Genomic DNA, 26,855 nt, shown 5'->3' with positions numbered 1-26,855 from the left:
ATGGCCGACGACAACGAGCCGCCCGACAGCAAGCTGACGCGCACCAAGGAGAAATGGGCGCGCGAAGCCCGCTTCCTCACCGGCCGCGTTACGCGACCGGAGGATCAGCGGCTACCGCCGGGCCAGCATCTCACCAAGGACTGGCCGGTGCTCGATCTCGGAGTCGTGCCGCCGGTTTCGCGCGAGCGCTGGCGGCTCGACGTTTACGGTGCGATCGAGACCCCCGTGTTCTGGACCTTTGCCGAATTCGCGGCGCAGAAGCAGGCGCAGATCACCTCCGACATTCACTGCGTGACGACCTGGTCGCGCTACGACAATGAGTGGGAGGGCCTCGCCACGCGCGAGCTGCTCGCAACTTGCCAGCCGCGCGAGGACGCGCGCTTCGTGGTCCTGCATTCCCATGACGGCTATACCACCAACCTCACGCTGGAAGACTTTGCCGCCGAGGACGCCCTGCTCGCCCATAGCTGGTCGGGTCAGCCGCTGACCGAAGAGCACGGCGGCCCGGTGCGGCTCGTCGTGCCGCATCTGTATTTCTGGAAGAGCGCCAAATGGCTTCAGGCCATCGAATTCCTGACCGAGGACGCGCCGGGCTTCTGGGAAGTCCGTGGCTATCATAACCGCGGCGATCCCTGGGCCGAGCAGCGTTATTCAAGCGATTAGGTTCAAGCAAGGACGGGGGAATCCCATGCCGACGGAACGCTTTCAATTCACCGGCGAAGGTGGCCATCAACTAGCCGCCGCGCTGGAGCTGCCCGATGGCGAGCCCACGGCCTACGCGCTGTTCGCGCACTGCTTCACCTGCGGCAAGGACACGCTGGCAGCAAAACGCATCTCGGTCGCGCTCGCCGCCACGGGCATTGCGGTGCTGCGCTTCGACTTCACCGGGCTCGGCTCCAGCGAAGGCGATTTCGCCAATTCGACGTTCTCCTCCAACGTCGCCGACCTCATGCGCGCCGCCGATCATCTGCGCCAGGTCCGCACGGCGCCGTCGATCCTGATCGGCCACAGCCTCGGTGGTGCCGCGATCCTCGCCGCGGCCGGAAGGATTCCGGAAGCCAAGGCTGTCGTGACCATCGCGGCGCCGTCCGATCCCGCTCACGTCACCGGTCTGTTCAGCGAGCATCTCGACAGCATCCGCGCGCAGGGCGAAGTCGAGGTCTCGCTCGCGGGGCGCCCGTTCCGCATCAAGCGCGAATTCCTCGACGACATCGCCGAGCAAGAACTGATGAAGGACATCACCGGCCTGCACAAGGCCCTGCTCGTGATGCAGTCCCCTGTCGACGACACCGTCGGCATCGACAATGCGACCAAGATTTTCGTTGCGGCAAGACACCCCAAGAGCTTCGTCTCGCTCGACCACGCCGATCATCTCCTGACCAAGACGGCCGACGCCCTCTACGCGGCCGACGTGATCGCGGCCTGGGCCAGCCGCTACATCGACACCGCGAAGCCCGCGAAGGCGATGGATCTCGCGGAAGAGCCGCGCAAAGTGGTGGTGCAGGAAACCCGCAAGAGCAAGTTCAACCAGGCCATCACCGTCGGCCCGCATCACTTGGTGGCTGACGAGCCGATTGCGGCCGGCGGCGAGGATGCCGGCCCCGGCCCTTACGACTTCCTGCTGGCCGGGCTGGGTGCCTGCACCTCCATGACCATGCGCCTCTATGCCGATCGCAAATCGCTGCCGCTCGATCGCGTCACGGTCACGCTGAAGCACTCGAAAATCTACGCCAAGGACTGCGCGGAGTGCGAGACGCGCGATGGCATGCTCGACCAGATCGAGCGCGACATCGCGATCGACGGCGCGCTCGATGCGGAGCAGCGCAAGAAGCTGATGGAGATCGCCGACAAGTGTCCGGTGCACCGGACGCTGACCTCGGAGATCCGCATCGTGACGAAGGCCGTGGACTAGCGCGTTATTGTTTAAGCATGATCTTTTCGGAAAACCGCTTCACACTTTTCCGGATCATGCTCTAGAAGCACGACGCCATGGTCCGCACCGCCGCGCTGATCTCATTCTCGCGCCAGGCCGCGAAGCCGAGCAGCAGGCCATGGTCGCGTGGACGGCCGAGCGCCAGGCTGGACAAGGCCCGCGTTTCAACGCCCGCCTCGACCAGCCTTTGCACCACCGCCTGATCGGCGCGACCGCGCTTGAGGCGGGCGACCAACTGGATGCCGCCCGAGGGCACTTCGGCAGAGAGAACTTCGCCCAGATGGCGCTCCAGTCCCTCGACGAGGTGATCGCGGCGCGCGTGATAGAGCCGTCGCATCCGGCGCAGATGCGCGAGAAAATGGCCGTCGGCGATGAACTCCGCCAGCGCTTCCTGGATGTGGCTGGAGGCGATCAGCCCGATGTGCCGCTGTGCGATCTCGAGGGTGCCGACCAGCCCTGGTGGCGCGACGACATAGCCGAGCCGGATATCCGACGTCATCACCTTCGAAAACGTTCCGACATAGAATACGCGGCCATGGGCGTCTAACCCCTGCAGGGCCGGCACCGGCCGGCTGTCATAATGGAATTCGCCATCGTAATCGTCTTCGACGATCCAGGTCTCGCCTGGCCTGCTCATGCCCAGGAATTCGGTGCGGCGCGCGAGCGACATCAACCGCCCGGTCGGATGCTGATGCGAGGGCGTCATGAAGATGAGCTTTGGCGCGGCCATGCCCGGCATCCGCTGCATGCCCTGCTCATCCAGCTTCAGCCCCATCACGCGCGCGCCGGAGGCACGGAAGGCCGCCGCCGCACCGGGATAGCCGGGATCCTCGACCCAGACATCGTCGCCGGGCGTGATGAGCGCAGCCGCAATCAGGGTCAGCGCGGCCTGCGCGCTCGGCAGGATCAGGATCTGGTCTGCGGTGGCGCGCACGCCCCTGCTGGCGGCCAGATAATGCGCCAGCGCCTGGCGCAGGCGCGTCCGGTTGACCGGCCCAAGCTCGCGCTTGGCTGCGCGCACCGCGCTGCGGCGCAGGCAGCGGGCCCACACTTCGTGCGGAAACTCCCGCGCATCTCCATGCCCCGGACGCAGGGGTTTTAGCGGCGCCTGATAGGACATCGGCCAGTCGGTCTGCTTGAGCTTCGACGCCCAGGGCGAGAGCCGCGGCTTGCCAGAGCGGACGCTCGGTGCGACGGCGCCTGTCCCTTCGTTACGGCCGCCGTCGACCGTGACCATGGGACGACGACCGTGCGACGCCTCGAGATATCCCTCGGCGGCGAGCTGCTCGAAGGCATAAGTAACGGTGTTGCGCGAGACGCCGAGGTCGCTCGCAAGCCGGCGGCTCGACGGCAGCGCGCGGCCTTTGCCGAGCCGACCGGTCGCGATCAGGCCGCGAAGCTGGCTCGTCAGTTGCGCCGTCAGCCCCTCGTCGTCGGTCCGCTTCAGCTCGATCAGGGCGGAGATCACACCTTCCGAAACTGGCACCTTATTCCTTTCCAATCTGGCACTTTTTCAGGTGCCAATCCGGATGTTATGCGCCGGACTGGACTGCTTCAAGGATTTTGCGATGAACTCCCTCTCGTCCCGCGCGGCCGTCGGCCTGTTCCTGATCGTCGTGCTGGCCTGGGGCGTGAACTGGTCGGTGACGAAGCAACTCGTCCAGTTCCTCCCGCCACTGTGGACTTCGGCGATCCGGAGCTGGATCGCGCTGGCCGGATTGTTCGTGATCCTCGGGCTGAGCAACAATCTGATGATCCCGGAGCGGCGCGACATTCCGGTGATCCTGAGCGTCGCGCTGCTGCACATGACGGTGTTCTCGGTTCTGGTTGCGGCCGGTGTGCGCTTCCTGCCCGCGAGCAAAGCGATCGTGCTCGGCTACACCACGCCGCTCTGGGTCGCGATCGCCGCGCCCTTGCTGGGGAAGGATACGCTGACGGCGCCCAAGCTCGCCGGCGCCTTGCTCGGACTGATCGGCCTTGCCGTGATCCTGAACCCCACGTCGATCGATTGGACCAATACCAACGTCCTGCTCGGGGCCGGCATGGTCGTCCTGGCCGCGATGTCCTGGGCCGCGAACATCATCTATATGAGCGCGCATCGCTGGATTGCATCGCCGCTCCAGCTCCTGCTCTGGCAGGTGCTCGTGGCGACGATCGTACTGACGGGATCGGCTGTTATCACGGAGGGCCCGCCGCACGCGGAATGGTCGTGGAAGCTCGTGCTGCTGTTCCTGTATTCGGGGCTGATCGGAACGGCGCTGGCCTATTGGGCGATGTCGATGGTCAACAAGAGCATCTCGGCCCTGACGACGTCGCTCGGCACCACCGGGACGCCGCTCGTCGGTATCGCCAGTGCTGCGATCCTGCTGGGCGAGCCAATCGACATGAGTCTTGCTGTCGCGGCCGGACTGATCGTCACCGGCATCGGTCTTGCGACGCTGGGCGACCGGCTGCTGCGCGGTCAAGCCACCGCGAGCGGCTGAACCCGCAGTGCACCGAGCAGGCCGGCCGTCGTGCCGAGCAGGATGCCGGCGACCGCGACGAACGAGCCCAGAGCGAGCGTCGACACGCCGGTAAGCCCCTGCCCGATCGAGCAGCCGAACGCCATCACGCCGCCGATCCCCATCAGCGCCGCACCGCCGGCAGATCGCAGCATGTGGCGCGGCGAGGAATAACCTTCGAGATGGAAACGGCCTGTAGCGAGCGCGGTGACGAGACTGCCGGCGAGAACGCCGGCCACGGTGGCGATGCCGAAGTTGAGCGTCAGCCCGGTCGAGAGCATGGCGTATTGCAGGCTATCGGCGATCGGCGCGACGAAGGTGAGCGAGGTCACCGGGACCGGATTGAAATCGTCGGCGCCGAGATAGCCGGTGACGAACCAGCCGCTGGCGACCAGGAGGCCGACGACGACACCGGCTGCGATCTGGCCGGGCGAACGCCGAAACGCCGGGTGCGCGAACGCAAACAGGATCAGCGCAACGACGATTGCAGCAGCGGTCAGCGCGCGCGAGAGCGCGTCGCCGGGACCCAGCGTCGCCAACAGTGACGGCAGCGAATTGGCGTTGACGGTCGTTTGCGAGGCCTGAACCAGCGCAATGCGCACCGGCGCGATCAGGCCCTTGAGCGTCATCTGCGCGGCGATGGCGAGCACGATCACGACGACGAAGGAGCGGAGATTGCCGCGGCCGAGCAGCACCAGCGCCCGCGAGCCGCAACCGTTCGACAGCACCATGCCGTAGCCGAACAACAGGCCGCCGAGGAACAGCACCGGCACCGAGAAGGATTTTTGCAGATAGATCGACTTGCCAAGATCGACCATGCCGCTACCGGCGAGGAATTGGCTCGCAGCAACCGCAACAGCAATCGCCATCGCAAAGGTCCGCACCAGCCGCCCGTCTCCCTCGGCCAGCCAGCCGCGCATGCTGCTCATCAGGCAGAAGCCGCTGAGCAGGCCCACGGCGCCATAGATGAGCCCGATGATGAGGCCGGCGAGGATGACGAGTTGAGTGGACGAGTCCATGGTCAAGGCTTCAGGATCACGCGATCCCGCGACGAACCAGCGACCGCGACATAGGCCTCCTTGGCGCGCTCCAGCGGATAGACGGCATTCGCGTTGATCGGGAACGGCTTCAGGTGACCGCCCGCAAAGCCGGGGCCGAGGTCGCGCAGCACCGCGCCGGTCGCGGCCGAGGACAGCCCGAGCGTGTCGATGCCGACATAAGTGTGTTGCCCGCGGTAGAATTCGAGGATGTTGAACTGCACGATGCGGTCGATCGCGGCGATCAGGATCTGGCGGCCGCGCAATCCGAGCGATTTGTGCGCGGCCTGGAAATAGGGATCGCCGACCGTGTTGAAGACGATGTCGGCCCCCTTGCCGCCGGTCAGTTCGCGCACGCGCGTGGCGGCATCGGTCGCCGAGGCGTCAATCACCTCGATGGCTGCGTTGGCATGGCCCTCATAGGCTTCCGCCTTGCGCACCACGCCGATGACGCGCGCGCCCTGCCAGGTCGCGATCTGGACCGCGGCCTGACCGACCTTGCCGTTGACGCCGAACACCAGCACGGTTTCGCCGGGCTTCGGAATGCCGGCGCGGCGAAAGCCTTCCATTGCGGTGACGAAGGGCACGCCGATGCCGGCTGCCTCCTCCCAGGACACCGTCTTCGGCTTCTCCACCACGGCGTCGGCTTCGACGACGAGATGGCTGGCATGGGTGCCGTCACGGCGGATGCCGAGATCGCCGGAAGAGCCGAACACCTCGCGGCCGATCGTATCGGCCGGCCCGTCAATCACCACGCCGGCATAATCGCGGCCGGGCGTGCGGGGGAAGACCGCGTAGGGCATCAGCCCGGTCGCAGCCTTCACATCGGACGGGTTGACGGCGGCGGCCCTTATCTCGATCAGGAGATCCTTCGGACCGCGCGCGAGCATATGATGCTCGATCAGCGGCGCGATCGCCGCAGCATTATCGGCCTTGGCATTGAGGCGGACGCAGCGCGCTTCGACGGTTTTGCGATCGGCTGGTGACATCGAAAGACCCACGATTTCTCGCGGGCCTTGTCGCCTTTGGGACCGGTCAAGTCAACCGCCTCCCCTCGTCCTGAGGAGTCGCGCGAGCGGCGTCTCGAAGGATACAGGCCCGCGCTGCAGCATCCGGGCCTTCATGGTTCGAGACGCGCCTTCGGCGCTCCTCACCATGAGGAGCGACAGCTAGTCCTTCGGCCGCTTGTCGTAGAGGCGCTTGGCCTTGCCCAGCGAGCGCTCCAGCGTGGCGGGGGCGACCACCCGCACGTTGGAGCTGATTCCGATGGTGTTCTTGATGTGGGTCGAAATGCGGTCGGCGTGATCGACGAGCCCCCGGCCGTCCCAGCTCTCCGGGCGCGCCTCGGCAATGATGGTCAGCTCGTCCATGCGGCCTTCGCGGGTGAGTTCAAGAATGAAATGCCCGCCGCACCAGTCGGTCGCAAGCAACACCTCCTCGATCTGGGTCGGAAACAGATTGACGCCGCGCAGGATGATCATGTCGTCGGAGCGGCCCGTCACCTTCTCCATCCGCCGCATGCCCGGCCGCGCCGTGCCCGGCAGCAGCCGCGTGAGGTCGCGGGTCCGATAGCGGATCACCGGGAAGGCTTCCTTGGTCAGCGAGGTGAAGACCAGCTCGCCTTTCTCGCCATCCGGCAGCACCGCGCCCGTCTGGGGGTCGATCACCTCGGGATAAAAATGGTCCTCCCAGATGTGCAGGCCATCCTTGGTCTCGATGCATTCCTGCGCGACGCCGGGGCCGATCACTTCAGAGAGGCCATAGATGTCGGTCGCGTCCATGTCGAAGGCGTCCTCGATCTCCCCACGCATCGCATTGGTCCAGGGCTCGGCGCCGAAGATGCCGACCTTGAGCGAGCACTGGCGCGGGTCGAGCTTCTGGCGCTTGAACTCGTCGAGGATCGCCAGCATGTAGCTCGGCGTCACCGTGATGATGTCGGGCCGGAAGTCGTTAATGAGCTGCACCTGCCGCTCGGTCATGCCGCCGGAGATCGGCACCACGGTGCAACCAAGTTTTTCGGCGCCGTAGTGCACACCCAGTCCACCGGTAAACAGGCCGTAGCCATAGGCGTTGTGGATGATCATGCCCGTGCGGCCGCCGGCGGCGCGAATCGAGCGTGCCATCACCTCCGACCAGGTGTCGATGTCGCGTTGCGTATAGCCCACCACGATCGGCTTGCCTGTGGTGCCGGACGACGCATGCACGCGCACCAGCTTTTCGCGCGGCACGGCGAACATGTTGAAGGGATAATTGTCGCGCAGATCCGTCTTCACGGTGAACGGGAATTTTGCGAGATCGGAGAGTTCGCGAAAGTCGGACGGATGCACGCTGGCCTTGTCGAAGGCCTGGCGATAATGCGCGACGTTGTCGTAGGCGTGCTTCAGCGACCAGGCCAGCCGCTGCTTTTGCAGCACCATGATCTCGTCACGTGAGGCGCGCTCATGCGCGTCCATCTCGGCACGATAGGCGTTGCCACCTTCCTTGAGCCTCGTCAGAGCCATCCTCGTTTCCCCACATTGGTTGGTTCTTTTTATTGGTTGGTTCTTTTTACTGATCTTGCGTCGGCAGCCACGTGCCGGGAATGACACGCGAATGCCCCCGGAATTCCGCGATGACGGTGTCGCCCACCGTCACGCGCACATCGTAGATGCCTGAGCGTCCGCCACGGCTGACCTCGCGCGCTTTTGCAACGAGGCGATCACCAAGCCTGCCCGGCCTGATGAAGGTGATCTGGCCCTGTGCCGCCACGACACGTTCATTGTGCGAATTGCAGGCAAAGGCGAAGGCGGAATCGGCCAGCGTGAAGATGAAGCCGCCATGGGCGATGCGCTGGCCGTTGACCATGTCCGGCCGCACATTCATCGCCAACGTCGCGAAGCCCGGACCGATCTCGACGATCTCCATGCCGAGCCCCTTGGAGGCATCATCCTCCGCCCACATCGCGTCGGCGCAGGCGCGGGCAATATCCTCGGGCGACAGGTTGGCTTTGACGTTCACGCGCTTCTCCCGGCCAAATGTTTGGCCACAATGCTCTGCTGCCCGGCCATAACTGTCAAACGTGATCGTAATCGACCACGACCCGCTCCGACGACGGCTTTGCCTGGCAGGTCAGGACGAAGCCGGCCTTCAATTCCCAGGGCTCCAGTGAATAGTTGATGTCCATCGGCGCCTCGCCCTCGACCAGCTTGGCGCGGCAGGTCGAGCACATGCCGCCCTTGCAGGCGAAGGGCAGATCGACGCCGGCGCGCAGCGCGGCATCGAGGATCGCCTCGTCCTCGGCAACCGGCACGTCGCGACGCTTGCCGTCGATGATCAGCGAGGCCATCGCCTTCGGCGGCGCATCGGGCGCAACGATCTTCTTCGGCCGCGGCTTGCCGCCAAATTCGGAGACGAAGCGCTCGACGTGGATACGCTCTTCCGCGATACCAAGATCGCGGCAGGTCGCCTCGATCTCCTCGCTCATGCCAAGGGGGCCACAGATGAAGACATGATCGACACTCGCGGCTGGCACCAGCGAGCGCAGCAGCACCCTCACCTTGTCGCCGTCGAGCCGGCCATGCAGGATCGGGATGTCCTGCTCCTCGCCGGAGATGACGTGGAAGATCGAGAGGCGATCGATGAAGCGATCCTTCAGCTCCTCGAGTGCCTCCAGGAACATGATGTTGTCGGTGGCGCGGTTGCCGTAGAACAGGAAGAAGCGGCTGTCCGGCTCGCGCGCGAGCACGCCCTTGACGATCGACAGGATCGGCGTGATTCCGGAGCCTGCGGCAAAGCCGACATGGATGCGTCCGCTATCAGCCGGCGGGATCACGCCGAAGCGTCCGGTCGGCGTCATGACGTCGAGCTCGTCGCCGCATTTGAGTTCATCCGCCGCCCAGTTCGAAAATGCTCCACCGTCAATCTTCTTCACGGCAATGCGGATCTCGCCATCGTCAGGACCCGAGCAGATCGAATAGGAGCGCCGGACTTCCTCGCCATCCAGCATGGTGCGGAGCGTGAGGTACTGGCCGGGCGCGAAAGCGTAATCGCCCGCGAGTTCGCTAGGGACCGCAAAGGTCATCGACACGGCGTCGGCCGCCTCGCGGCGGAGGTCGTTGACGGTCAGGCGATGAAAGCGCGGTGCGGCTGCGGACATGATCAATGACACTTGAAATAATCGAAGGGTTCGCGGCAGGCCTTGCAGCGCCAGAGCGCCTTGCAGGAGGTTGAGCCGAACTCGGACAGCAACTCGGTCTTGTCAGAACCGCATTGCGGGCACGCGACGGCCTGCTCGCCGAACAGCGCGCGGCGTGAGCTGGAGGCTTGCGGCGGCGCGATGCCGTAGGCGTGCAGCTTCCGGCGCCCCTCTTCGCTCATCCAGTCGGTGGTCCATGCCGGCGACAGCACGGTGCGCACTTTCGGCTGGCGAAAACCGGCGCGCTCCAACGCAAGCTCGATCTCGAACGCGATCATGTTCATGGCCGGGCAGCCCGAGTAAGTCGGGGTGATAGCGACCTCGACATGATCGCCGTCGAGCACGACATCGCGCAGCACGCCGAGATCGGCGATGGTCAGCACCGGGATTTCGGGGTCAACGACGCCCGCCGCGGCGTCCCAGGCGCGCCGGCGCAGCTCACTGTCGCGGTCCAGCACCGTCACCATGTCTGCCCCGGAAAAGTACGCTGCATCGACTGAAGCTCGGACAGGAGATGACCGAGATGCTCGCTGTGGCGGCCCACGCGGCCGCCCTGCTGCATCCAGTCATTTTGCGGCAGCGTGAGTGTTGCTTCGCTGACGACATCGGAGAGCGTCGTCAGCCAGCGACCGCGCAAGCTGCCGGGATCAATCGCGATACCGGCATGGATCAGGGCGCGCTCTCCGTCATCGACGGCGAACATCTCACCGGTGAAGGCCCAGAGGTGATCGATCGCGGCTTGCGCCCTGGCGCAACTCTCACTGGTGCCGTCGCCAAGCCGAATGATCCATTCCGAGGCGTGGCGCAGATGATAAGCGCTCTCCTTCTCGGACTTGGCGGCAATGGCCGCAAGCGTCGGATCACGCGAGGCCATCATCGCCCGCCAATAGAGGTCGGCGAAGGCGGAATAGAAGAACTGCCGCACCAGGGTCTGGGCAAAGTCGCCATTCGGCTGCTCGACCAGCAGAAGGTTGCGGTATTGCCTGACGTCGCGCAAATAGGCGAGCTTGTCCTCGTTGTTGTCCTTGCCTTCGGCCTTGGCAGCGTAAGTGTAGAGCTCACGCGCCTGGCCGATGAGATCGAGCGCGATGTTGGAGAGCGCCATGTCCTCTTCCAGCATCGGCGCATGTCCGCACCATTCCGACAGACGATGACCGAGAATCAGCGCATCGTCGGCGCGGCGCAGCGCGTAGAGCACCAGCGGTGTTTCCGCGACCTGGATGTTGGCCACAAGCATCACATGTGCCCCACTTCCTCAGGCACCTCGTAGAACGTCGGATGCCGGTAGATCTTCGATTCCGCCGGCTCGAACATCATGCCCTTCTCGGCCGGATCGCTCGCGGTGATCGCGGTCGACGGCACGACCCAGATCGACAGCCCCTCGCCGCGCCGGGTGTAAATGTCGCGCGCGGCCTGCAGGGCCATGGTGGCATCGTTCGCATGCAGCGAGCCGACATGCTTGTGCGCGAGCCCGTTGCGGCTGCGAATGAAGACTTCCCACAGCGGCGTGTTTGGCGTGGCCATCGTGATCTCCTTATTCCGCGGCTTGTGCGGTCTGACGCCGCGCCCGCTTTGCGGCATAGCTAGCTGCCGCCTCACGCACCCAGGCGCCCTCATCGTGCGCCTTGCGACGCGCGGCGAGCCGATCGCGGTTGCAGGGGCCGTTACCGGCCAGCACCTGCTTGAATTCGGTCCAGTCGATCTCGCTGTAGCGCCAGTGGCCTTCGGCGTCCTGCGTCATGCCGGGATCGGGAATGGTGAGGCCGAGATATTGCGCCTGCGGCACGGTGGCATCGACGAACTTCTGGCGCAGCTCGTCATTGGAGAAGCGCTTGATCTTCCACTTCGTCGATGTGTCGCTGTGCTGGCTCGTCGCATCGGGCGGGCCGAACATCATCAGCACCGGCCACCACCAGCGGTTCAGCGCATCCTGTGCCATCGCCTTCTGCTCATCCGAGCCGCGGCACAGCGTCAGCATGATCTCGTAGCCCTGGCGCTGGTGGAAAGATTCCTCCTTGCAGACGCGGATCATCGCGCGTGCGTACGGGCCATAGGAGCAGCGACACAACGGGATCTGGTTCATGATCGCAGCGCCGTCGACCAGCCAGCCGATGGTGCCGATATCGGCCCAGGTCAGCGTCGGATAGTTGAAGATCGAGGAATATTTGGCCTTGCCGGCAAGCATGGCGTCGACCAGCTCTTCGCGCGAGGTGCCGAGCGTTTCGGCGGCGGCGTAGAGATAGAGTCCGTGGCCGCACTCGTCCTGCACCTTAGCCAGCAGCGCCGCCTTGCGGCGCAAGGTCGGCGCGCGCGTGATCCAGTTGCCCTCAGGCAGCATGCCAACGATTTCGGAATGGGCGTGCTGGGAGATCTGGCGGGTGAGCGTCTTGCGATAGGCCGCCGGCATCCAGTCGTTCGGCTCGATGCGCTCCTCGGCATCGATGCGGGCCTGGAACTGCGCAGCCTTCGCCGCATCCTCGAGACCGCGATCGTCGGTCTCGGCCGTATTCAGCGCCTGGGTATACATGCGCATCCTCCCGTTTATTGGGAGGCAATATATAACAGAAATTACTTCATGCAAGATATTTCTGTAACATATAAATCAGGCCTCGAACCTCCGCTCCAGGAGCTTTCGAGCCGGCGGCAGTGGCCCCTTCTCGTTGGTTCCATGGCTATCAAGCCATTGTTCCGACGGCGCAAGCAGCGCGCGATAGACCTCGCCGCAGAGTTCACGTGCTGCCCTGCCAGGCCAGTCGCCGGGCAGCAGGCTCTCGGGCAGCAGCGGATCGCGCAACACGACGCGGCGATAGTAGTGGATCAGCAGGATGCGCGCGGTGAAGGCGTCCGCCTCGGACAGATCCGCACCGCGCGCGATAGCGGCACGGAGCGGCTCGAACGTCTTCATGAATTTCAGATAGGCGTCGGCGGTGCGGTCCAGCGGCCAGCTCGCGCTGAGCAGACGGCGCCCGCTGTCATCCTCAGCCGAGACTTCAAGACGGATCGCTCCGGCAGCCTCGTCCGGCACCGGCACACCTGATGGCGCGACCCACACGCCGGGCAGCGGACTGCCGAAGCCCGCGTTGCGCAGCGCTTCGCGCGAGACGTCGCGATCCTCGCCGTTGCCGATCAGGAGCAGCTCGAAGCGCCCGGTCCAGTCCGACGATGGCGGATCGTAGATGTGGCGCGTGGCGGCCTCGAAGGTCTGACTTCCTTTGTCGGCCAGGCGATAAAAACTGTTCCGGCCAACCTTTTCGCGTGTCAGCCAGCCATCGGCAGCAAGGCGTGACATCGCGGTGCGCACCACGCCGCTATCGATGTCCACACTCTCGAAGAACTCCAACAGCGTGCCGAGCCACACCGAGCCGCCGCGCGGCACGATGGCGTCGCCGAACACGGTGATGACGATGGAGCCCGTGCGTGACGGCTCACGCTTGAGCTGGTCGATGATGCGGGAGAGCGGATGCGCCATGCCCGAGGCATAGCGCGTTTGGTGCGGGCGCGACAATGGACGGGGGCGACAATCAAAGCGAGAACCGGGCTCGATCCTTCGAGACGGCGCTTCGCGCCTCCTCAGGATGAGGTCTGATCACTTTCGCGCGGCATCACTAGCTCTCAGTCCTCATGGTGAGGAGCGCGGCAAAGCCGCACGTCTCGAACCATGCAGGCCGCGCTTACCGATGCGGATCGGGATAGACCATGCTGCGCCAGCCGCTGCGGTCGAACGGCCGCCACTGGCCTTCCTTCTGCGCGAGGCGGTCGGCGACCGCATAGACGGCGGCGGGATGATGGCCCATACCGCAATGGCTGCTCTCGACCTCGATGCTCTCGGTCTGCGCTCCCGTCTTCTCCATACAGCCCTGCCAGGCGCAGACGCCGTCGGTACGGCTGAAGATGGCGGTGGTCGGCACCGGCGGCGGGACGGCGAGCTCGCCGCCGAACTGCGGATCGACCTCGTCGGACTTCCGCCCGCTCGCCCACTCATAGACGCGCCAGGCATTGGTCGAACGGGGGTCGCCCGCGAAGGGGCTGCCGAGCGTGATCACCTGGCGCACGCGCGCGGGCATCATCTTGGCGAGCTGGCGCGCATAGAGGCCGCCGAGGCTCCAGCCGACCAGGCTGATCTTGCGGCCATGCTTGTCGCTGAGCTCCTGCACGAGATCGACCATCGCATGCTGCACGCCCTCGCGCAGGCCGTAGTTGCGGCCCTGGCGCCAGCCGCTTGCCGCGTAGCCCTTGCTGGTCAGAAACGAGCGCAGCGCGCGCGTCGACGCGTCGGAGGCCACGAGGCCCGGGAACACCAGCACCGGATGCCCATCGCCGCGGGGCGCGAGGCTCAGCAGCGGCAGCGCGCCGAGGAATGCACCGAACTCGTGGATCGCGCGCCCTTCCAGGAACATCAAGGTACGGGACGGCGGACGCAGCGTCTGGGCAGTAGCGGTCATCAATGGTCCCCTGGGCAGAATTGCTGAAAAGGCTACCGGTTGCGATGCCGGCAAATGGGTACGAATTCCAACAGTCCGGCTTCTCGAACGTTCCGCAACGCAGCATGAATCAGCTAGGCGGCCGGTTCCAGACATTCAAGCGGGTGAAGCCCAAGGCGACAATAGGCCCGCAGGTGAATGCCAGCGTCAGTGACGCAAAAGTCACAACCATCGAAGCAGGAATTCTACGGAGTAGAGCGCAAGACCTGCGAGCCCGCCGATCAACGAACCGTTGAAGCGGATGTATTGCAGGTCGCGGCCGATGTTGATTTCAATCAGCGAAATCAGCTGCGCCATATCCCACGCCTTGACCTGGTCGGAAATAAAGGTCGAGACGCCGCTCTTCTGATCCGCAACGAAGCTGCGCAGCACCGCCACCAGGCCCTTGTTGATCTCGCCGCGGAGCTCGGCATCGCCGGCGAGCGCCTCGCCCGCGGCGACGAACATGCCGGCGAGATGATGCTGCAGTACATGCGTCTCGCCGCTTGCGCTGCGCTCGATGAAGGAGCGCATGTTGGTCCAGACGGTCCGGGCGAGATCGGCAAGCTCGGGCCGGGCGAGCAGATCGCGCTTCAATCCGTCGATACGATCGATATAGGCTTGATCGGTGCCGAGCCGATCGACGAAGCCCAGCACCATGCGATCGAATTCACCGCGAAACGGATGTTTGGGATCGCTGCGCACCTCATTGAAGAACGCGGTGGCGGACGCCACGATCTTGTTCACCAGAAACTTGTCGGCGCGATAGAGCCTGAGCAGGGTCGGCAACTCCGCGCGCACCTTCTCGCGGATCATCGCCATCGTCTCGGTCTGGTTCAGCGTCTCGTGCATCACGCGCAGGAGATCGTCGAACAGGATCTGATGCCGCCCTTCCGCGACGAAGCCGCGCAGCGTGCCGGCCGCGAGCGGCGCAAGGTCGATCGCCTGGAGCTGCGAGGACATGCGGCGAATGATGAAGGTCATCAGACCCGAGCTTTCCGTCGCAGAGACGGCCTCCGGCAGCAGGCGCAGCGCGAAACGCGCGAGATCATCGCTGCGCTTGCGGTCGCGCAGCCAGTCGGCGACGAAGGAGCCGAAATCGATCTCCCTCAGCTTGGCCTCGACCGGGCGGGCCTCGAGGAAATGCACCTGGATGAACTCGCCGAGCTTGTCGGCGATGCGGGCCTGATTGCTCTGGATGATCGCGGTGTGCGGGATCGGAAGGCCGAGCGGCCGCTTGAACAGCGCGACCACCGCGTACCAGTCGGCGAGCCCGCCGATGGTCGCCGCTTCCGCGAAGGCCGCGATGAAGCCGAACATTGGATGCACGGGCACGAGCCATTTCGCGACGACGAAAAGGGCGAGCGTCGAGACCAGCACCAGCGTCGCCAGTGCCTTGACGCGGCGAAGCTCCGCCGCGCGTTCGGCGTCACCGGGGGTGTCGAAGGAGAAGGTAGCGGGCGGGGTCATCACTGCATCACCCTACTCGTCATTGCGAGCGAAGCGAAGCAATCCAGAGTCTTTCCACGGAGACGGACTGGATTGCTTCGCTTCGCTCGCAATGACGGCAGCGCAAAAACAAAGGCCCGCCGAAGCGGGCCTCAAATTTCAGTTTGTACTCAGGGTGCCGTATCAAGCGGTCTTGGTGTAGACCTTGGCAAAGTTGTCCTGAGCGGACTTCGCACCATTGGCAGCGAGCTTGCCGACATAGTCGGCGGTCGCCTTGGCGCGCGAGACGAAAACTTCGCCGCGGGCGCGGAGCAGGCTCGACTGGATCTCGACGGCTTCGCTGATCGACTTGGCGGACGCGAGCTTGTCGATGCCCGAGAAGAACGCCTCGGCGTCCTCGTAGATCGCCTGCTGGATGTTGCGGCTGATCTTGCCGGCCTCGGTGACGGACTCGGTCACCGCGTTCTCGACGGCGGCGGTCACGCGCTCGGAGCCAGCGAACACCTCGGCAGCACGGTCCTTGGCGGTGTTGGCGGACTTCTTGACGAACTCGCGGGCGGCCTCGGGAACTTCCAGGTTCTGGATGTTCTTGAAAGCGTCCTTGAAGCCCTCGAAGGCAGTGTTGGTTTCGGTGGTCATGGGGTTCTCTCCATCCTCATTGGGTTGAGCTATGGGCTCACCCCGTCCTCATTGGCCCGGGGCACGGCTTATATGACATAATTAATGGTGCGATGCAATATTCGTATTGCACTGCGATATCACGAAATAGTGAAAAGCCTTAATGTCAGGCAATCTGGCGCCCCTGTAGCCAATCGTTTCCCGGAAGACGGCAAGGCGCCTTACTGGACGGCACCCGGCAGCCCATAGGCCTCCATCTGGGCCTGTACCTGCGCAATATTGTGCCCGAGCACGACGATGTCGTGGGTCTTGCCGTCGACGTCCCGGACATGGTCCCGCAGCAGCGCCTCGGCCTTGAAGCCGAGGCTCTCGAACAGCGCGATCGCCGCCTGCTGGTCGACCGTCATCTGGACCGAAAGCTTTTCCAGGCCGGCGCCGAGCGCGAGCGCAAAGGTCTCCTGCGACAGCGCCCGCCCCACCCCCTTCCCGCGCACGTCGAGGGAAACAACCATCCGGATCTCGCCGACATGGGGCGACCAGGAATGCGGATCGCGCACCAGCGTGCCGCAGCCGACGACCTTGCCGTCCCTGACCGCGAGCAGGCTGGTAATCGCGCCGCGCTCGATCTCCTTGACCCAGGCCGAGAGCACCTTCGGCTCGCTGATGTTGCGCGGCAAGAACAACAGATCATGGGTCGGCAGGCCCTTGCCGAAGGCCAACATCGCGGCCTCGTCCGCAGGCGACATCAGGCGGATCTCGATATCGCCGGCGTCGGTCTTGACCTGACGCGGATAGGAACGCTGCTCGCTCATGTCGATCTCTTCCCCAGCCAGGAGTCCAGTTTCGGCCACAGCCGCTTCACCGCGTTGGCGCCGGCAACAAGCGAGACGTGACCGCCCTTCAGCATCACCTCTTCCTTGTCATCGGATCCGATCTTCGCGATCAGGTGTTTTGCGGCGTCATACGGCACGATGTGATCGTGCTCGGCGACCGCATGCAGGAACGGCACCTTGATGTCTTCGAGCTTCGCCGCGCGGCCGCCGACCGACATGGTGTCGTTGAACAGCTTGTTGTCCCACATCAGGTCCTTGGTGATCGTGCGGAAATATTCGCCCGCCAGCGGCAGCGTGTCGGTCGCCCAGCGGTCGAACATGCGGTACGATTTCACGAACTCATCGTTCCAGATGTTTTCCCAAAGCTGGATCTGGCTCACCGTGCGCGAGGCCGGGCGCAGCATCTCGAACGAGGACAGGATCATCTCCGGCGGCACGTTGCCGACGCTGTCGACGAGACGGTCGACGTCGAAATAGCGGCGGTCGGAGAAATTGGAGAACAACTTCATCTCGCGGAAATCGATCGGGGTGGTGAAGCAGATCAAATTCTTCATCGGCCCGTCTTTGTGGATCGAGCCGTAGAGCAGCGACAGCACGCCGCCGAAGCAATAGCCGATCACGGAGACGTCCTGCTCGCCGGAATCGGCCTGCACGCGGCGGACGCAATCCGGGATGAAGTCGAGGACGTAGTCCTCCATGCGCAGGCTCTTCTCCTCCGGCCTCGGCGCGCTCCAGTCCAGCATGTAGACGTCGTAGCCGCGCTTGAGCAGGAATTCGATGAAGCTCTGGCCAGGCACGAGATCGAGGATGTAGCCGCGATTGGTGGTCGCCATCACGATCAAGACCGGCACGCGGTAGATCTCGTCGGACATCGGCCGGTAGTGATAGAGGCTCATGGTGCCGCGCGAATGCAGCACGTCCTTCGGCGTCGAGCCGAGCGAAGGGCCCGAAGTCGAAAAATATTCGACGCCCTTGATGCTGCGCTGGATGGCGCGCTGCACCTCGGACTGGATGCGATCCGGGATCGATGCGAAATCTAGTCCGGTGGCTGCATTCATGTCTGCTCTCCGCCCTCGGACGGCGGGCGCCTGGTGCGCGGCGGTCGCAATGCCGTATCGGAGCCCTGAGATACGCCGGAACCTGCCGCCATCTGGCTCAGCATCCACTTGATTTCACCGATCTGGCCTTCGATGGCTTGCAACCTTTCGGCAAGGCCAGTGACCTGATCGCGGCTGGGCAGGTTCATGGAGACCAGATATTTTTCCATGAGCTCGCCGAGTTGCTTCTGAGCACCTGCAGCAACCCCTCCCGCGCGGTTCATCGCCTGTGAAAACTCGGGCGACGACATGGCCTGGTTGGCGAAGGAGTTGAACCCCTTCTCCATCTCACCAACCATCTTCTGCCACATGGCGACGGGGTCATTGGTCTTGTCGGTCATCGGCGTCCTCCTGAAATCGAGAGCTGCGATGCCCTTCTTTTTTCGCCATACCACACCGTTGCGAGGGAGCGGTCAACCGGCAGGTCGCGCGGTGCGGCGCACACGGCTTCTTTGCGGCGGCAAACCGTGCGATACAGCATCGATCAGCAGGAGGGAACGCGCCCGTGACCACCCATCAGCCGCCCCAGACCATCCGCGCCAACGGCATCGACATCTGCTACGAGATCTTCGGCAACGACAACGCCGAGCCGCTGCTGCTGATCATGGGGCTCGGGGCGCAGATGATCCACTGGGACGATGCGTTCTGCGAGCAGCTCGCCGTGCATGGCTTTCGCGTGATCCGCTTCGACAATCGCGACATCGGCAAGTCGAGCCATCTGACGGGCGGCAAACGCCTGACGCCGCTCGAGCTGTTGAAGCTGCGCTTTCTGAGGATTCCCGTCGCCGCGACCTACAAGCTGATCGACATGGCGAAGGACACGGTCGGCCTGATGGATGCGCTCGGCATCAAGTCCGCGCATCTGGTTGGTGCCTCGATGGGCGGCATGATCGCGCAGGAGGTGACGCTGTCGTTTCCAGAGCGCGTGCGCTCGCTGACCTCGATCATGTCGACGACAGGCAATCCGCGTGTGCCGCCGCCGACACGCGAGGCCTCCGCGATGCTGATGGCACCGCCGCCACGCAGCAAGGAGGAGTTCATCGTCCGCTTCGGCGAGACCTGGAAGGTGCTGCGCGCCGGGTCCTTTCCGGAAGAGGAAGCGCTCGACCCCGATCGTGCCGAGCGCGTCTTCGCACGCGGCCTCAATCCGGCCGGCGTCGGCCGGCAGCTCCGCGCCGTACTCGCCTCCGGCAGCCGCAAGGAGCGGCTGCGTGGCGTGAAAACACCGACGCTGGTCATTCACGGCACCGTCGATCCGCTGGTGCGGCCCGAAGGCGGCAAGGACACCGCAGAGTCGATTCCCGGCGCAAAGCTATTGATGATCGACGGCATGGGCCATGCGCTGCCGATGCGCTTCTGGCCCGACATCATCCGCGCCATCGACAACCACGCTCATGCGGCGGCGGCGCAGGCGGCGTAGACGCGACCGGTCTCCTCGCGGTGACCATGTGAGCTTCCGGTTACTCTCTTAACGCGAGCCGGGGCGAAAGCTATACAGGCCTTCCTCAATCGCAAGACAGAGGCTGCGGCCTCTCGGAGCTCACATGCATCTCATCGTCCGGTCCGTCGCAATGATTGCGGCTTCCATTCTCATGCTGTCCCTCGGCAACGGCGCTGCGCTGGCCGCCAGCGCGCAGGAAGAAGCCAACCGCGCCGCCGTGCTGGCCTTCTACGAGAAGGGCCTCAATCAGAAGGACGCCGATGCGGCCCTCGCCTATGTCGGCAACCGCTATGTCCAGCACAATCCGAATGCGCCCGATGGTCCGGACGGTTTTCGAAAGTTCATCGGCTTCCTGCGCGAAAAATTTCCGAACTCGCACAGCGAGATCAAGCGCTCATTCGCCGATGGCGACTTTGTCATCCTGCACGTTCACTCCGTTCGCGAGCCCGGCAGCAGGGGCCGCGCGATCGTGGATATCTTCAAGCTGGAGAACGGCAAGATCGTCGAACACTGGGACGTCGTTCAGGACATCCCGGAAAATCCGGCGAACAACAATACGATGTTCTAGAGCCGTAGCCCGGATGGAGCGCAGCGTAATCCGGGACCACTCTTTGCGGATCGACCGCCCCGGATTTCGCTTCGCTCCATCCGGGCTACAAATCACCGCCTAGCTCTTCCGCGCAATCCAGATCACATGGCGTGCGCCGCCGCCTCTGCCGGTGGCGCGAACATTGACTTCGTTCACATCGAAACCGGCGCTGCTGAGGCGCTTGGTGAAGGCTGGGTTGGGTCCCGACGACCAGACGGCGAGCACGCCGCCCGGCCGCAGCGCCACCTTCGCCGCTTTCAACCCGCTCGCATTGTAGAGTGCGTTATTGCCCTTCCGGGTGAGCCCCTCCGGCCCGTTGTCGACGTCGAGGAGAATGGCGTCGAAGGCCGACCGCTGCGCCCGGATGATCTCGCCAACGTCGGTCTCCCGGATCTTCACCCTGACATCATCGAGACTGTCGCCAAAGACTTCGGCCATCGGGCCGCGCGCCCAGGCGACCACCGCCGGCACGAGCTCGGAGACCACGATCTTCGCCTTGCTCCCGAGCACAGTCAGCGCCGCGCGCAGCGTAAAGCCCATCCCGAGTCCTCCGATGAGGACAACGGGTTTTGCGACCGTCTCGATCTGCTTTGCCGCGAGAGTTGCGAGCGCGGCCTCAGAGCCTGACAGGCGGTTGTTCATCAGCTCGTTGGTGCCGAGCTTGATAGAGAACTCCTTGCCGCGCCGCATCAGGCGGAGCTCTTCGTCGGAGCCGGGGATTTTTGCGGTGTCGATCTTTTCCCAGGGAATCATGCGAGAGCTTTAGCACGATCGGGCGAACAATCACCCTCCCGCCCAGACGTCCAGCACATACCGGTTCTTCGCGCCCATCTCCTCGATCCAGCGCGCAGCCGCGGCGGCATCGCTGCCACTCTTCTCGCGATGGATCGCGACGAGCGCGGCCTTTACATCGGGCTCCATCTTGCCGCCGTCGCCGCAGACATAGATGATTGCGCCCTGCTCGATCAGCGGCCAGACCCTGTCCTTCTGCGCCGCAAGCATGTGCTGCACATAGGTCTTCGGTCCGTCCGCGCGCGAGAACGCGGTGAACAGCTCCGTGACGCCACTTGCCGCCATCCCCTTCAGCTCATCCGCGTAGAGAAAATCCTGGTCGGGATGGCGGCAGCCGAAGAACAGCATGGCCGGACCGAGCGCGGCGCCCTTCGCCTTGCGCGCAGCGCGCTCCTGGAGGAAGCCGCGGAACGGCGCAAGCCCGGTGCCCGGGCCGATCATGATGATCGGGACCGATGACTCATCCGGGAGCCGGAAGCCGGCCTTGGTCTCGCGCACGGTGGCATAGATCGCATCGCCCGCACGCCGGTTGGAGAGATAATTCGAGCAGATGCCTTTGTAGACACCGCGCCCGGAGGCGGCCGGCCCTTCGACCACGCCGACCGTGACGCTGCATCGCGCCGGGTCCACCGACGGCGAGGACGAAATCGAATAGTAGCGCGGCGCCAGCAGCGAGAGCATTTCCAGGTAAACGTGGAACGGCAACTCGCAGGCCGGATATTCGAGCAGCATGTCGAACACCGATTTGCGCCTGGCCAGAATCTCGGTGCGATAACGCTCGAGCGGCTCGGCCTCCTCGCCAACGAAGGCCAGCAGCTTCGGCTTGGTGACCGGGCAGCGGGTATGCTCGGCCATGATCTGGATCTGCTTCCGTGTCGCCACCTGCTGCAACTCGACGAACTCGCTGAGCAGGCGTCCGACCGAGACGGCATTGCCGACCGGCAGCTGCGCGCGCCGGCCTTCGGCGACCTGAAGCCTGATCTGGTCCGCCGGCAGGAAGCCGAAGCGACGGGCAACCGAATCCACCAGCGTCGGATCGTTGCGCGGAACGACGCTTAAGTGATCGCCGACGCGATAGATGATGTTGGACGGCAGCTGCACCTCGATATGGCGCGTCGAACGCTCGGACGGATTGGCGCCGGACTTGTTCTGAAGCTCGTCATTGACCAGCACCTTCATCGCGACAGCACCGCCCTGCGCGACGATGGTGTTGACGGCGGTTACTGCGACAGGCTCGATCGCATAGAGCGGATCGTCCTCCGCGGTGCGGGTGAAATTCCAGTCGATGCCGAATTCCTTGGTGGCAACCTGCGCGGCCGCAGGGAACCATTTCTGGAACTGGCCGTCGAGATCGCTGCGCGCATCGCCTTCGCCGCGCGGATAGACCGCGCGCGCACCATGCTTCGACAATTGCTCGTCGATGAAGCGCGGCACCGATTGATAGGTTGCCGCCCAATCGCTGTTGCCGCAGCCGAACACGGCGTAGCGCACATTGGCAAAGGCATCCTTCGGCAGATCGTCGCCGAGCCATTTGACGAATTGCGTCGCATTGTCAGGCGGCGCGCCGTTATAGGAGGCGCAGATGATCAGCACGCCGCCCTCCTGCGGCAGCTTGCCGACGTAATCGTCGAGCGGCCCGAGATGCACGGCAAAGCCGTTGATCTCGGCAAGGTCGGCCATGCGCGTCGCGAGCTCCTCGGCCGTGCCGAGGTTGGAGCCGTACAGCACCAGCATCGGCGTATTGTGGCCGGGCCGCGTCGTCGGCTGACGCGGTGCTCTCGGCGCTGAAACTGCAGCTGCGATCGGCCCGCCATAAGCACCGCGCTCGCGATCGGCGCGCGGACGTACCTTGATCTTGAAGCCCTCGGGCTTCATGGTCAGCGTTTCTTTCAGATGCATCTGATAGCGCTGATGGTCGATCAGCTTGAAGCGCTGGAGGATCATGCCGAGCGCGAGTGCCGCCTCGTGCATCGCAAAACCGCGGCCGATGCAGGCGCGCTGGCCGTTGCCGAACGGCTTCCAGGCGTTGATCGGCCGCTTGGCCTCCGCCTCGCGGCTGAAATTCTCGGGATCGAAGGCGTCCGGATTCGGCCCCCAGACCGAGGGATCGCGATGCAGCGCCGTCACCAGGATGGTGATGAAGGTGCCCTTCCTGAGCCTGTACTGGCCGCCGCCGATAGTCTCGTCGTTCAGCGGCGAGATGCCATAGGCCGGCGCCGGCGGCCACAGCCGCAGCGCTTCCTTGAGGATCTGCGTGATGTAAGTGAGCTGCGTCACCTGCTGGTAGGTCGGTTTGGCATTGACGTCGGGGCCGAAGACGCGGTCGACCTCGTCATAGGCCTTCTTGAGAATGTCCGGGTGCTTGAGCAGAGCGTAGAGTGTGTAGGACAGCAGCCCGCTGGTGGTCTCGTGCCCCGCGATTAGGAACGTGTTGATCTGGTAGCGGATGTTGATGTCGTCAAGCTGCTCGCCGGTCGAGCGGTCGACGCCGGTCATCATCGCGGCGAGCATGTCCTTCTTGTCGTCGATCCCTTCCGCGCTCTTGCGGCGCTCGGCGATGATCTCGTCGACCATCTTGTTCATGAAGGCGACGTCTTCAGCGAGCGTCTTCCGGCGCTTCTGCATCCACAGCTGCTCGAACGGCAGGCCGCGCGTCATCATGATGGTTTCGAGCGAGCGCACCAGCGACTCGACGAAGGGATGGTAGTCGCGTCGATAGAAGGAATTGAAGCGGTACTCGAAGCCGCACAGGCCGATCGTGTCCAGCGTCAGCGCGGTCATGTCATGGACGACGTCGATCTCGTCGTCGGCGTTGAGCCGTTCCCATTTGTTGACGAGCTGCTCGGCGATATCGACCATGCTCGGGTGATAGGACTGCATGGCGCGATTGCCGAACGGCTGCAGCAGGATGTTGTGGGCCTTGCTCCAGTTCGGCTCGCGGGTGTCGGCCGTGAAAAGGCCGTCGCCGCCGACCGCGCGCACGCGGCGCAGCGCACCACGCACCGTCTTGTCGAAGCGCTTCTCGTCGGAGAGCTCGTCGACGAGATCGTGGCCGGAGACGACGACGATCGGCGAGCCCATCATGTCGAGCCAGAAGATCGGCCCGAGCTCCTTGGCAAGCCGGGTCAGGTGCTGCACCGGCGCAGCCGAATCCAGCGACAGCATGTTGCCGACCACCGGCTTGGTCGGTGGCTGCGGAATCGGGTCCAGACGGTTCTTGGATGACATCGAAATGTAGTCCCCCTGCCTCAATGTCGTCATTGCGAGCGAAGCGAAGCAATCCAGAATATATCCGCGGAGGTAGTCTGGATTGCTTCGTCGCTTCGCTCCTCGCAATGACGAGTTCGCAACGACGAGCGCTAGCCAAACCGCTTTCTACGCCATTCGATCAGCTTGGCGCTGACCTCTTCCGGCTTCTCCTGCTGCGTCCAATGGCCGCTGTCGCGGACCAGATATTTTTCGAGATCGGGGATCAGCTTGTCCATGCCGTCGGCGGAAGACGGCGGCAACACCGCGTCGTTCTCCGCCATGATCATCAGCGACGGCACCCGCACCGTATGATCGAGCCCTTCGGCGCGAATCCAGTTGCGCGACATGTTGCGGTACCAGTTGATGCCGCCGGTGAAGCCCGTTCTGGTGAAATTGTCGACGAACACCTTTTTCTCTTCCGGCGACAGGATCGGCGTGCGCGGATCGTGCTTCGCGTCGTAAGCCGCAATCATCTGCGGAAACGCCAGATTGACCCGCGGCGAAGCACCCACGCCCGCAATCACTTCCTCTGCCGGCGCATCGGGCGGGCGCGGCGCCGGCTTGCGCATGAACGCATCGAATGTCTGCTCGACGCGGCTGCCGAAGATCCTGTCGGGTTCATGCGCCGGATCCTGGAACTGCACGATGTACATCTTGTCGCCGAAGCGAGCGCGCAACAGCTCGATCGGATCGGCCCAGGCACGGTTGGTATGAGGCGTGTTGATGCCGACCACCCCCGCAACCCGGTCGATGTGCCGCAGCGGCATCTGCCAGACGATGAAGCCGCCCCAGTCGTGACCGACGAAGATGGCCTTGTCGATCTGGAGATGATCGAGGAGCCCGACGAGGTCGCCGGTCAGATGTTCGATGTCGTAGGCCTCGACCGGCTCGGGCCGGTCGGTCGCGCCATAGCCGCGCTGGTCCGGCGCGATCACCCGGATGCCGGCCTCGCTTAGCGCCTTGATCTGGTGACGCCAGGAGAAGGCGAGTTCCGGCCAGCCGTGGCACAGCACCATCGGCGGCTTGTCGCTGACCGGGCCCGCCTCGTAATAGCCCATGCGGATTCCGTTCGTCTGCACGAATTTGAGCGGTGGCATTTCAATCATCGCAATATTCCTACTCTGCGGCGCCCTTGACGTCGGCCGCCGGCGGCGCGTAGGCCGCCTCCAGCGCGGCGAACTCCTCCGGCAGCATGTCGCACATCACCTGCACGTGCGGAATGATGTTGGCGCCGACGATGAAGCCGAAGTCGAGCTGGTCGCGATAGCTCTGCACAGTGATGTTGAGCGCCTGTCCATGCGTCGAGATCGACACCGGGAAGATGTGCAACAGCTCCGCGCCGGCGGCATAGAGCGTCTGCCGCGGGCCCGGCACGTTGGACACCGTGATGTTGGCCGCCGGCGGCAGCACATCCGACAGGTTCGAGCGGCTGTAGAGCAGCGCCAGAACCTGCACCATCATCGGCGCACCCAGCATCGAGATGTTGGAAATCTGCGGCATCAGGGCCCGCAATGGATGCGACATCTCCTTGGACTTGGTCGACTGCGCGATGATCGCCTCCAGCCGCGCCTTGGGATCGTCGATATTGGTCGCGATCGAGCAGATCATGCCGAACACCTGGTTGTTGGCCTCGGTGTTGCCTTCCTCGCGCAGCGAGATCGGCACGGCGGCGGTCAGCGATTTCGCGGGCAGCGTGCCATATTGCTGGAGGTAACGCCGGACCACGCCGGAGGCGAGCGCCAGCACCACGTCGTTGAGCTTGCCGCCGGCCTGCTTGGCGAGCGCCTTTGAACGCGACAGCGAGATCGAGACGCCGGCAAAGCTGCGTTCCGAGGAAATCGTCTTGTTCAGCATGGTCGGCGGCGACACCATGCTGGCGAGGCTTTCCCGGGATTTCGGATCGGAGATCTTGCCGAGCACGTCGGAGACGCTCTTGACCATGGTCGGGATGTTGCCGGCGAAGCGCACCGCACTCTCGATCTGGTACATCGCATTGTCGAACAGGATCGAGCCGATGTCGCTCTTGCCCGTGCGCGGCAGTTGCAGGTTCTTCGCTGCCGCCGAGGCATCGAGCGGCTGGGTGAAGAGCTGCTGATAGGAGTCGAGCAGGTTGGCGGCGATGTCGCGCGGCTCCTGTCCGGGCTTGCTGCCCGCCGTCGGCGGATCGACCTTCCGCGGGGTGGGCGAGATATCGTAGATCATGTTGGTCAGCGCCGCCCCGGCGCCGCCGTCGATGGCGGCATGGTGCATCTTGGAATAGAGCCCGACCTCGTTGTCCTTCATGCCCTCGAACACGTAGAACTCCCAGAGCGGCCGGGCGCGGTTCAAGAGCTTGGCGTGCATCCAGCCGACGATGCGTTCGAGCGTGGCGCGGTCGCGCGGCTGCGGCAGGCTGGCGCGGAAGATGTGGCGGTCGATGTCGAACTGGTCGTCCTCGACCCAGGAGGGATGATCGATATCAAGCGGCGCCTTCTCCAGCCGCGCCTTCAGGATCGGCGCGATGTGCAGGCGCGAGACGATCATCGCCTTGAAGTCTTCGAAGAAGTCGCCCTTGTAGCCGTCAGGCAGGCGAAAGATCGCCATGCTGCCGACATGCATCGGCATCTCCGGCGTTTCCAGATAGAGAAATGATGCGTCCAGCGACGACAGCTTCTTACCGTCAGCCATAGTTCCCTCCGCTCG

Annotated in this window: 26 protein-coding genes; 5 read left to right on the top strand and 21 right to left on the bottom strand. The window is 64.3% G+C overall.

Annotation, left to right across the window (positions count from 1 at the left end):
* Both ABIB95_RS06295 and ABIB95_RS06290 read left to right on the top strand, forming a co-directional pair.
* Complete coding sequence (locus ABIB95_RS06295) at positions 1–663, top strand: sulfite oxidase-like oxidoreductase (RefSeq protein WP_354238254.1); 663 nt, start codon at positions 1–3, stop codon at positions 661–663.
* Between the two features lie 25 nt (positions 664–688).
* Positions 689–1,912, top strand: coding sequence for a bifunctional alpha/beta hydrolase/OsmC family protein (locus ABIB95_RS06290; protein ID WP_354238253.1), 1,224 nt, complete (start codon positions 689–691; stop codon positions 1,910–1,912).
* Between the two features lie 61 nt (positions 1,913–1,973).
* Here the strand turns inward: ABIB95_RS06290 and pdxR are convergent, their stop codons facing one another.
* Positions 1,974–3,419: a MocR-like pyridoxine biosynthesis transcription factor PdxR gene (pdxR, locus tag ABIB95_RS06285; RefSeq protein WP_354238252.1), complete on the bottom strand. Its 1,446-nt coding sequence runs from the start codon at positions 3,417–3,419 to the stop codon at positions 1,974–1,976.
* Positions 3,420–3,501: 82 nt separating this feature from the next.
* Here pdxR and ABIB95_RS06280 point away from each other — a divergent pair, with 82 nt between their 5' ends.
* Entirely contained in the window at positions 3,502–4,416 is a 915-nt protein-coding gene (locus ABIB95_RS06280) for a DMT family transporter (RefSeq protein ID WP_071917623.1), read from the top strand.
* Here the strand turns inward: ABIB95_RS06280 and ABIB95_RS06275 are convergent.
* The 16 genes from ABIB95_RS06275 to ABIB95_RS06200 form a co-directional block, all read right to left on the bottom strand.
* On the bottom strand, positions 4,395–5,453 hold the full coding sequence (locus ABIB95_RS06275) for a YeeE/YedE family protein (RefSeq protein WP_354238251.1): 1,059 nt from the start codon (positions 5,451–5,453) through the stop codon (positions 4,395–4,397). The genes ABIB95_RS06280 and ABIB95_RS06275 overlap by 22 nt on opposite strands.
* A 2-nt stretch (positions 5,454–5,455) precedes the next feature.
* Positions 5,456–6,460 (bottom strand): quinone oxidoreductase family protein, encoded by a 1,005-nt coding sequence (locus ABIB95_RS06270; RefSeq protein WP_354238250.1) that lies wholly within the window; start codon positions 6,458–6,460, stop codon positions 5,456–5,458.
* Positions 6,461–6,640: 180 nt separating this feature from the next.
* Positions 6,641–7,972 (bottom strand): phenylacetate--CoA ligase PaaK, encoded by a 1,332-nt coding sequence (gene paaK / locus ABIB95_RS06265; protein WP_354238249.1) that lies wholly within the window; start codon positions 7,970–7,972, stop codon positions 6,641–6,643.
* A 46-nt stretch (positions 7,973–8,018) separates the two neighbouring features.
* Positions 8,019–8,468, bottom strand: a complete 450-nt coding sequence (paaI, locus tag ABIB95_RS06260; protein ID WP_354238248.1) for a hydroxyphenylacetyl-CoA thioesterase PaaI — start codon at positions 8,466–8,468, stop codon at positions 8,019–8,021.
* 55 nt (positions 8,469–8,523) lie between these two features.
* Complete coding sequence (gene paaE / locus ABIB95_RS06255; RefSeq protein WP_354238247.1) at positions 8,524–9,606, bottom strand: 1,2-phenylacetyl-CoA epoxidase subunit PaaE; 1,083 nt, start codon at positions 9,604–9,606, stop codon at positions 8,524–8,526.
* Positions 9,607–9,608: 2 nt separating this feature from the next.
* The gene (gene paaD, locus ABIB95_RS06250; protein WP_354238246.1) at positions 9,609–10,112 is read right to left on the bottom strand and encodes a 1,2-phenylacetyl-CoA epoxidase subunit PaaD; all 504 of its coding nucleotides are present in this window, start codon (positions 10,110–10,112) and stop codon (positions 9,609–9,611) included.
* Positions 10,106–10,882, bottom strand: coding sequence for a 1,2-phenylacetyl-CoA epoxidase subunit PaaC (paaC, locus tag ABIB95_RS06245; RefSeq protein ID WP_354238245.1), 777 nt, complete (start codon positions 10,880–10,882; stop codon positions 10,106–10,108). The genes paaD and paaC overlap by 7 nt, the downstream gene beginning before the upstream one ends.
* The gene (gene paaB / locus ABIB95_RS06240) at positions 10,882–11,169 is read right to left on the bottom strand and encodes a 1,2-phenylacetyl-CoA epoxidase subunit PaaB (protein WP_014496929.1); all 288 of its coding nucleotides are present in this window, start codon (positions 11,167–11,169) and stop codon (positions 10,882–10,884) included. The genes paaC and paaB overlap by 1 nt, the downstream gene beginning before the upstream one ends.
* 10 nt (positions 11,170–11,179) lie before the next feature.
* Positions 11,180–12,172 carry a 1,2-phenylacetyl-CoA epoxidase subunit PaaA gene (paaA, locus tag ABIB95_RS06235; RefSeq protein WP_085403974.1) on the bottom strand — a complete coding sequence of 331 codons (993 nt, stop codon included), beginning with the start codon at positions 12,170–12,172 and terminating at the stop codon, positions 11,180–11,182.
* Between the two features lie 75 nt (positions 12,173–12,247).
* Positions 12,248–13,114, bottom strand: coding sequence for a phenylacetic acid degradation operon negative regulatory protein PaaX (paaX, locus tag ABIB95_RS06230; RefSeq protein ID WP_166350890.1), 867 nt, complete (start codon positions 13,112–13,114; stop codon positions 12,248–12,250).
* A gap of 202 nt (positions 13,115–13,316) precedes the next feature.
* On the bottom strand, positions 13,317–14,087 hold the full coding sequence (locus tag ABIB95_RS06225) for an esterase/lipase family protein (RefSeq protein WP_014496932.1): 771 nt from the start codon (positions 14,085–14,087) through the stop codon (positions 13,317–13,319).
* A 201-nt stretch (positions 14,088–14,288) separates the two neighbouring features.
* Positions 14,289–15,575 (bottom strand): DUF445 domain-containing protein, encoded by a 1,287-nt coding sequence (locus ABIB95_RS06220; protein ID WP_354238244.1) that lies wholly within the window; start codon positions 15,573–15,575, stop codon positions 14,289–14,291.
* Between the two features lie 162 nt (positions 15,576–15,737).
* A complete protein-coding gene (locus ABIB95_RS06215; RefSeq protein WP_071915875.1) occupies positions 15,738–16,193 on the bottom strand; it encodes a phasin in 456 nt (151 codons plus the stop codon).
* A gap of 200 nt (positions 16,194–16,393) precedes the next feature.
* Complete coding sequence (locus ABIB95_RS06210; protein WP_354238243.1) at positions 16,394–16,984, bottom strand: GNAT family N-acetyltransferase; 591 nt, start codon at positions 16,982–16,984, stop codon at positions 16,394–16,396.
* Positions 16,981–18,063: a PHA/PHB synthase family protein gene (locus ABIB95_RS06205; RefSeq protein ID WP_071915877.1), complete on the bottom strand. Its 1,083-nt coding sequence runs from the start codon at positions 18,061–18,063 to the stop codon at positions 16,981–16,983. Before ABIB95_RS06205 ends, ABIB95_RS06210 begins: the two co-directional genes overlap by 4 nt.
* Positions 18,060–18,443 carry a hypothetical protein gene (locus ABIB95_RS06200; protein WP_354238242.1) on the bottom strand — a complete coding sequence of 128 codons (384 nt, stop codon included), beginning with the start codon at positions 18,441–18,443 and terminating at the stop codon, positions 18,060–18,062. The genes ABIB95_RS06205 and ABIB95_RS06200 overlap by 4 nt, the downstream gene beginning before the upstream one ends.
* 164 nt (positions 18,444–18,607) lie before the next feature.
* On the opposite strand from ABIB95_RS06200, the gene ABIB95_RS06195 reads away from it, so the two are divergent.
* Entirely contained in the window at positions 18,608–19,522 is a 915-nt protein-coding gene (locus ABIB95_RS06195; RefSeq protein ID WP_354238241.1) for an alpha/beta fold hydrolase, read from the top strand.
* Positions 19,523–19,646: 124 nt separating this feature from the next.
* On the top strand, positions 19,647–20,111 hold the full coding sequence (locus ABIB95_RS06190) for a nuclear transport factor 2 family protein (RefSeq protein ID WP_354238240.1): 465 nt from the start codon (positions 19,647–19,649) through the stop codon (positions 20,109–20,111).
* A 99-nt stretch (positions 20,112–20,210) separates the two neighbouring features.
* Here ABIB95_RS06190 and ABIB95_RS06185 read toward each other — a convergent pair whose 3' ends face one another.
* From ABIB95_RS06185 to ABIB95_RS06170, 4 genes are all read right to left on the bottom strand, one after another.
* Positions 20,211–20,885 carry a spermine/spermidine synthase domain-containing protein gene (locus ABIB95_RS06185; RefSeq protein WP_354238239.1) on the bottom strand — a complete coding sequence of 225 codons (675 nt, stop codon included), beginning with the start codon at positions 20,883–20,885 and terminating at the stop codon, positions 20,211–20,213.
* Between the two features lie 30 nt (positions 20,886–20,915).
* Positions 20,916–24,152, bottom strand: coding sequence for a bifunctional cytochrome P450/NADPH--P450 reductase (locus ABIB95_RS06180; protein ID WP_354238238.1), 3,237 nt, complete (start codon positions 24,150–24,152; stop codon positions 20,916–20,918).
* A 131-nt stretch (positions 24,153–24,283) separates the two neighbouring features.
* A complete protein-coding gene (locus ABIB95_RS06175) occupies positions 24,284–25,279 on the bottom strand; it encodes an alpha/beta fold hydrolase (RefSeq protein WP_354238237.1) in 996 nt (331 codons plus the stop codon).
* A gap of 10 nt (positions 25,280–25,289) precedes the next feature.
* A complete protein-coding gene (locus ABIB95_RS06170) occupies positions 25,290–26,840 on the bottom strand; it encodes a WS/DGAT/MGAT family O-acyltransferase (protein ID WP_354238236.1) in 1,551 nt (516 codons plus the stop codon).
* Positions 26,841–26,855: the final 15 nt, after the last annotated feature.

The organism is Bradyrhizobium sp. LA2.1, assembly GCF_040547725.1.
GTDB lineage: Bacteria > Pseudomonadota > Alphaproteobacteria > Rhizobiales > Xanthobacteraceae > Bradyrhizobium > Bradyrhizobium barranii.
Note: the sequence above shows the minus strand (reverse complement) of the source record. Positions and strands in the feature narration are given on the sequence as shown.

Coding starts and splice junctions, on each gene's coding strand:
- ABIB95_RS06290 (WP_354238253.1), top strand. CDS start 689: ATGCCGACGGAACGCTTTCAATTCACCGGCGAAGGTGGCCATCAACTA.
- ABIB95_RS06170 (WP_354238236.1), bottom strand. CDS start 26,840: ATGGCTGACGGTAAGAAGCTGTCGTCGCTGGACGCATCATTTCTCTAT.
- ABIB95_RS06275 (WP_354238251.1), bottom strand. CDS start 5,453: ATGGACTCGTCCACTCAACTCGTCATCCTCGCCGGCCTCATCATCGGG.
- paaA (WP_085403974.1), bottom strand. CDS start 12,172: ATGTATACCCAGGCGCTGAATACGGCCGAGACCGACGATCGCGGTCTC.
- paaB (WP_014496929.1), bottom strand. CDS start 11,169: ATGGCCACGCCAAACACGCCGCTGTGGGAAGTCTTCATTCGCAGCCGC.
- ABIB95_RS06270 (WP_354238250.1), bottom strand. CDS start 6,460: ATGTCACCAGCCGATCGCAAAACCGTCGAAGCGCGCTGCGTCCGCCTC.
- ABIB95_RS06215 (WP_071915875.1), bottom strand. CDS start 16,193: ATGACCACCGAAACCAACACTGCCTTCGAGGGCTTCAAGGACGCTTTC.
- ABIB95_RS06175 (WP_354238237.1), bottom strand. CDS start 25,279: ATGATTGAAATGCCACCGCTCAAATTCGTGCAGACGAACGGAATCCGC.
- ABIB95_RS06205 (WP_071915877.1), bottom strand. CDS start 18,063: ATGAATGCAGCCACCGGACTAGATTTCGCATCGATCCCGGATCGCATC.
- paaC (WP_354238245.1), bottom strand. CDS start 10,882: ATGCTTGTGGCCAACATCCAGGTCGCGGAAACACCGCTGGTGCTCTAC.
- ABIB95_RS06185 (WP_354238239.1), bottom strand. CDS start 20,885: ATGATTCCCTGGGAAAAGATCGACACCGCAAAAATCCCCGGCTCCGAC.
- ABIB95_RS06280 (WP_071917623.1), top strand. CDS start 3,502: ATGAACTCCCTCTCGTCCCGCGCGGCCGTCGGCCTGTTCCTGATCGTC.
- ABIB95_RS06200 (WP_354238242.1), bottom strand. CDS start 18,443: ATGACCGACAAGACCAATGACCCCGTCGCCATGTGGCAGAAGATGGTT.
- ABIB95_RS06295 (WP_354238254.1), top strand. CDS start 1: ATGGCCGACGACAACGAGCCGCCCGACAGCAAGCTGACGCGCACCAAG.
- paaD (WP_354238246.1), bottom strand. CDS start 10,112: ATGGTGACGGTGCTGGACCGCGACAGTGAGCTGCGCCGGCGCGCCTGG.
- paaK (WP_354238249.1), bottom strand. CDS start 7,972: ATGGCTCTGACGAGGCTCAAGGAAGGTGGCAACGCCTATCGTGCCGAG.
- ABIB95_RS06180 (WP_354238238.1), bottom strand. CDS start 24,152: ATGTCATCCAAGAACCGTCTGGACCCGATTCCGCAGCCACCGACCAAG.
- ABIB95_RS06190 (WP_354238240.1), top strand. CDS start 19,647: ATGCATCTCATCGTCCGGTCCGTCGCAATGATTGCGGCTTCCATTCTC.
- paaE (WP_354238247.1), bottom strand. CDS start 9,606: ATGTCCGCAGCCGCACCGCGCTTTCATCGCCTGACCGTCAACGACCTC.
- ABIB95_RS06220 (WP_354238244.1), bottom strand. CDS start 15,575: ATGACCCCGCCCGCTACCTTCTCCTTCGACACCCCCGGTGACGCCGAA.
- ABIB95_RS06210 (WP_354238243.1), bottom strand. CDS start 16,984: ATGAGCGAGCAGCGTTCCTATCCGCGTCAGGTCAAGACCGACGCCGGC.
- paaX (WP_166350890.1), bottom strand. CDS start 13,114: ATGGCGCATCCGCTCTCCCGCATCATCGACCAGCTCAAGCGTGAGCCG.
- ABIB95_RS06225 (WP_014496932.1), bottom strand. CDS start 14,087: ATGACCGCTACTGCCCAGACGCTGCGTCCGCCGTCCCGTACCTTGATG.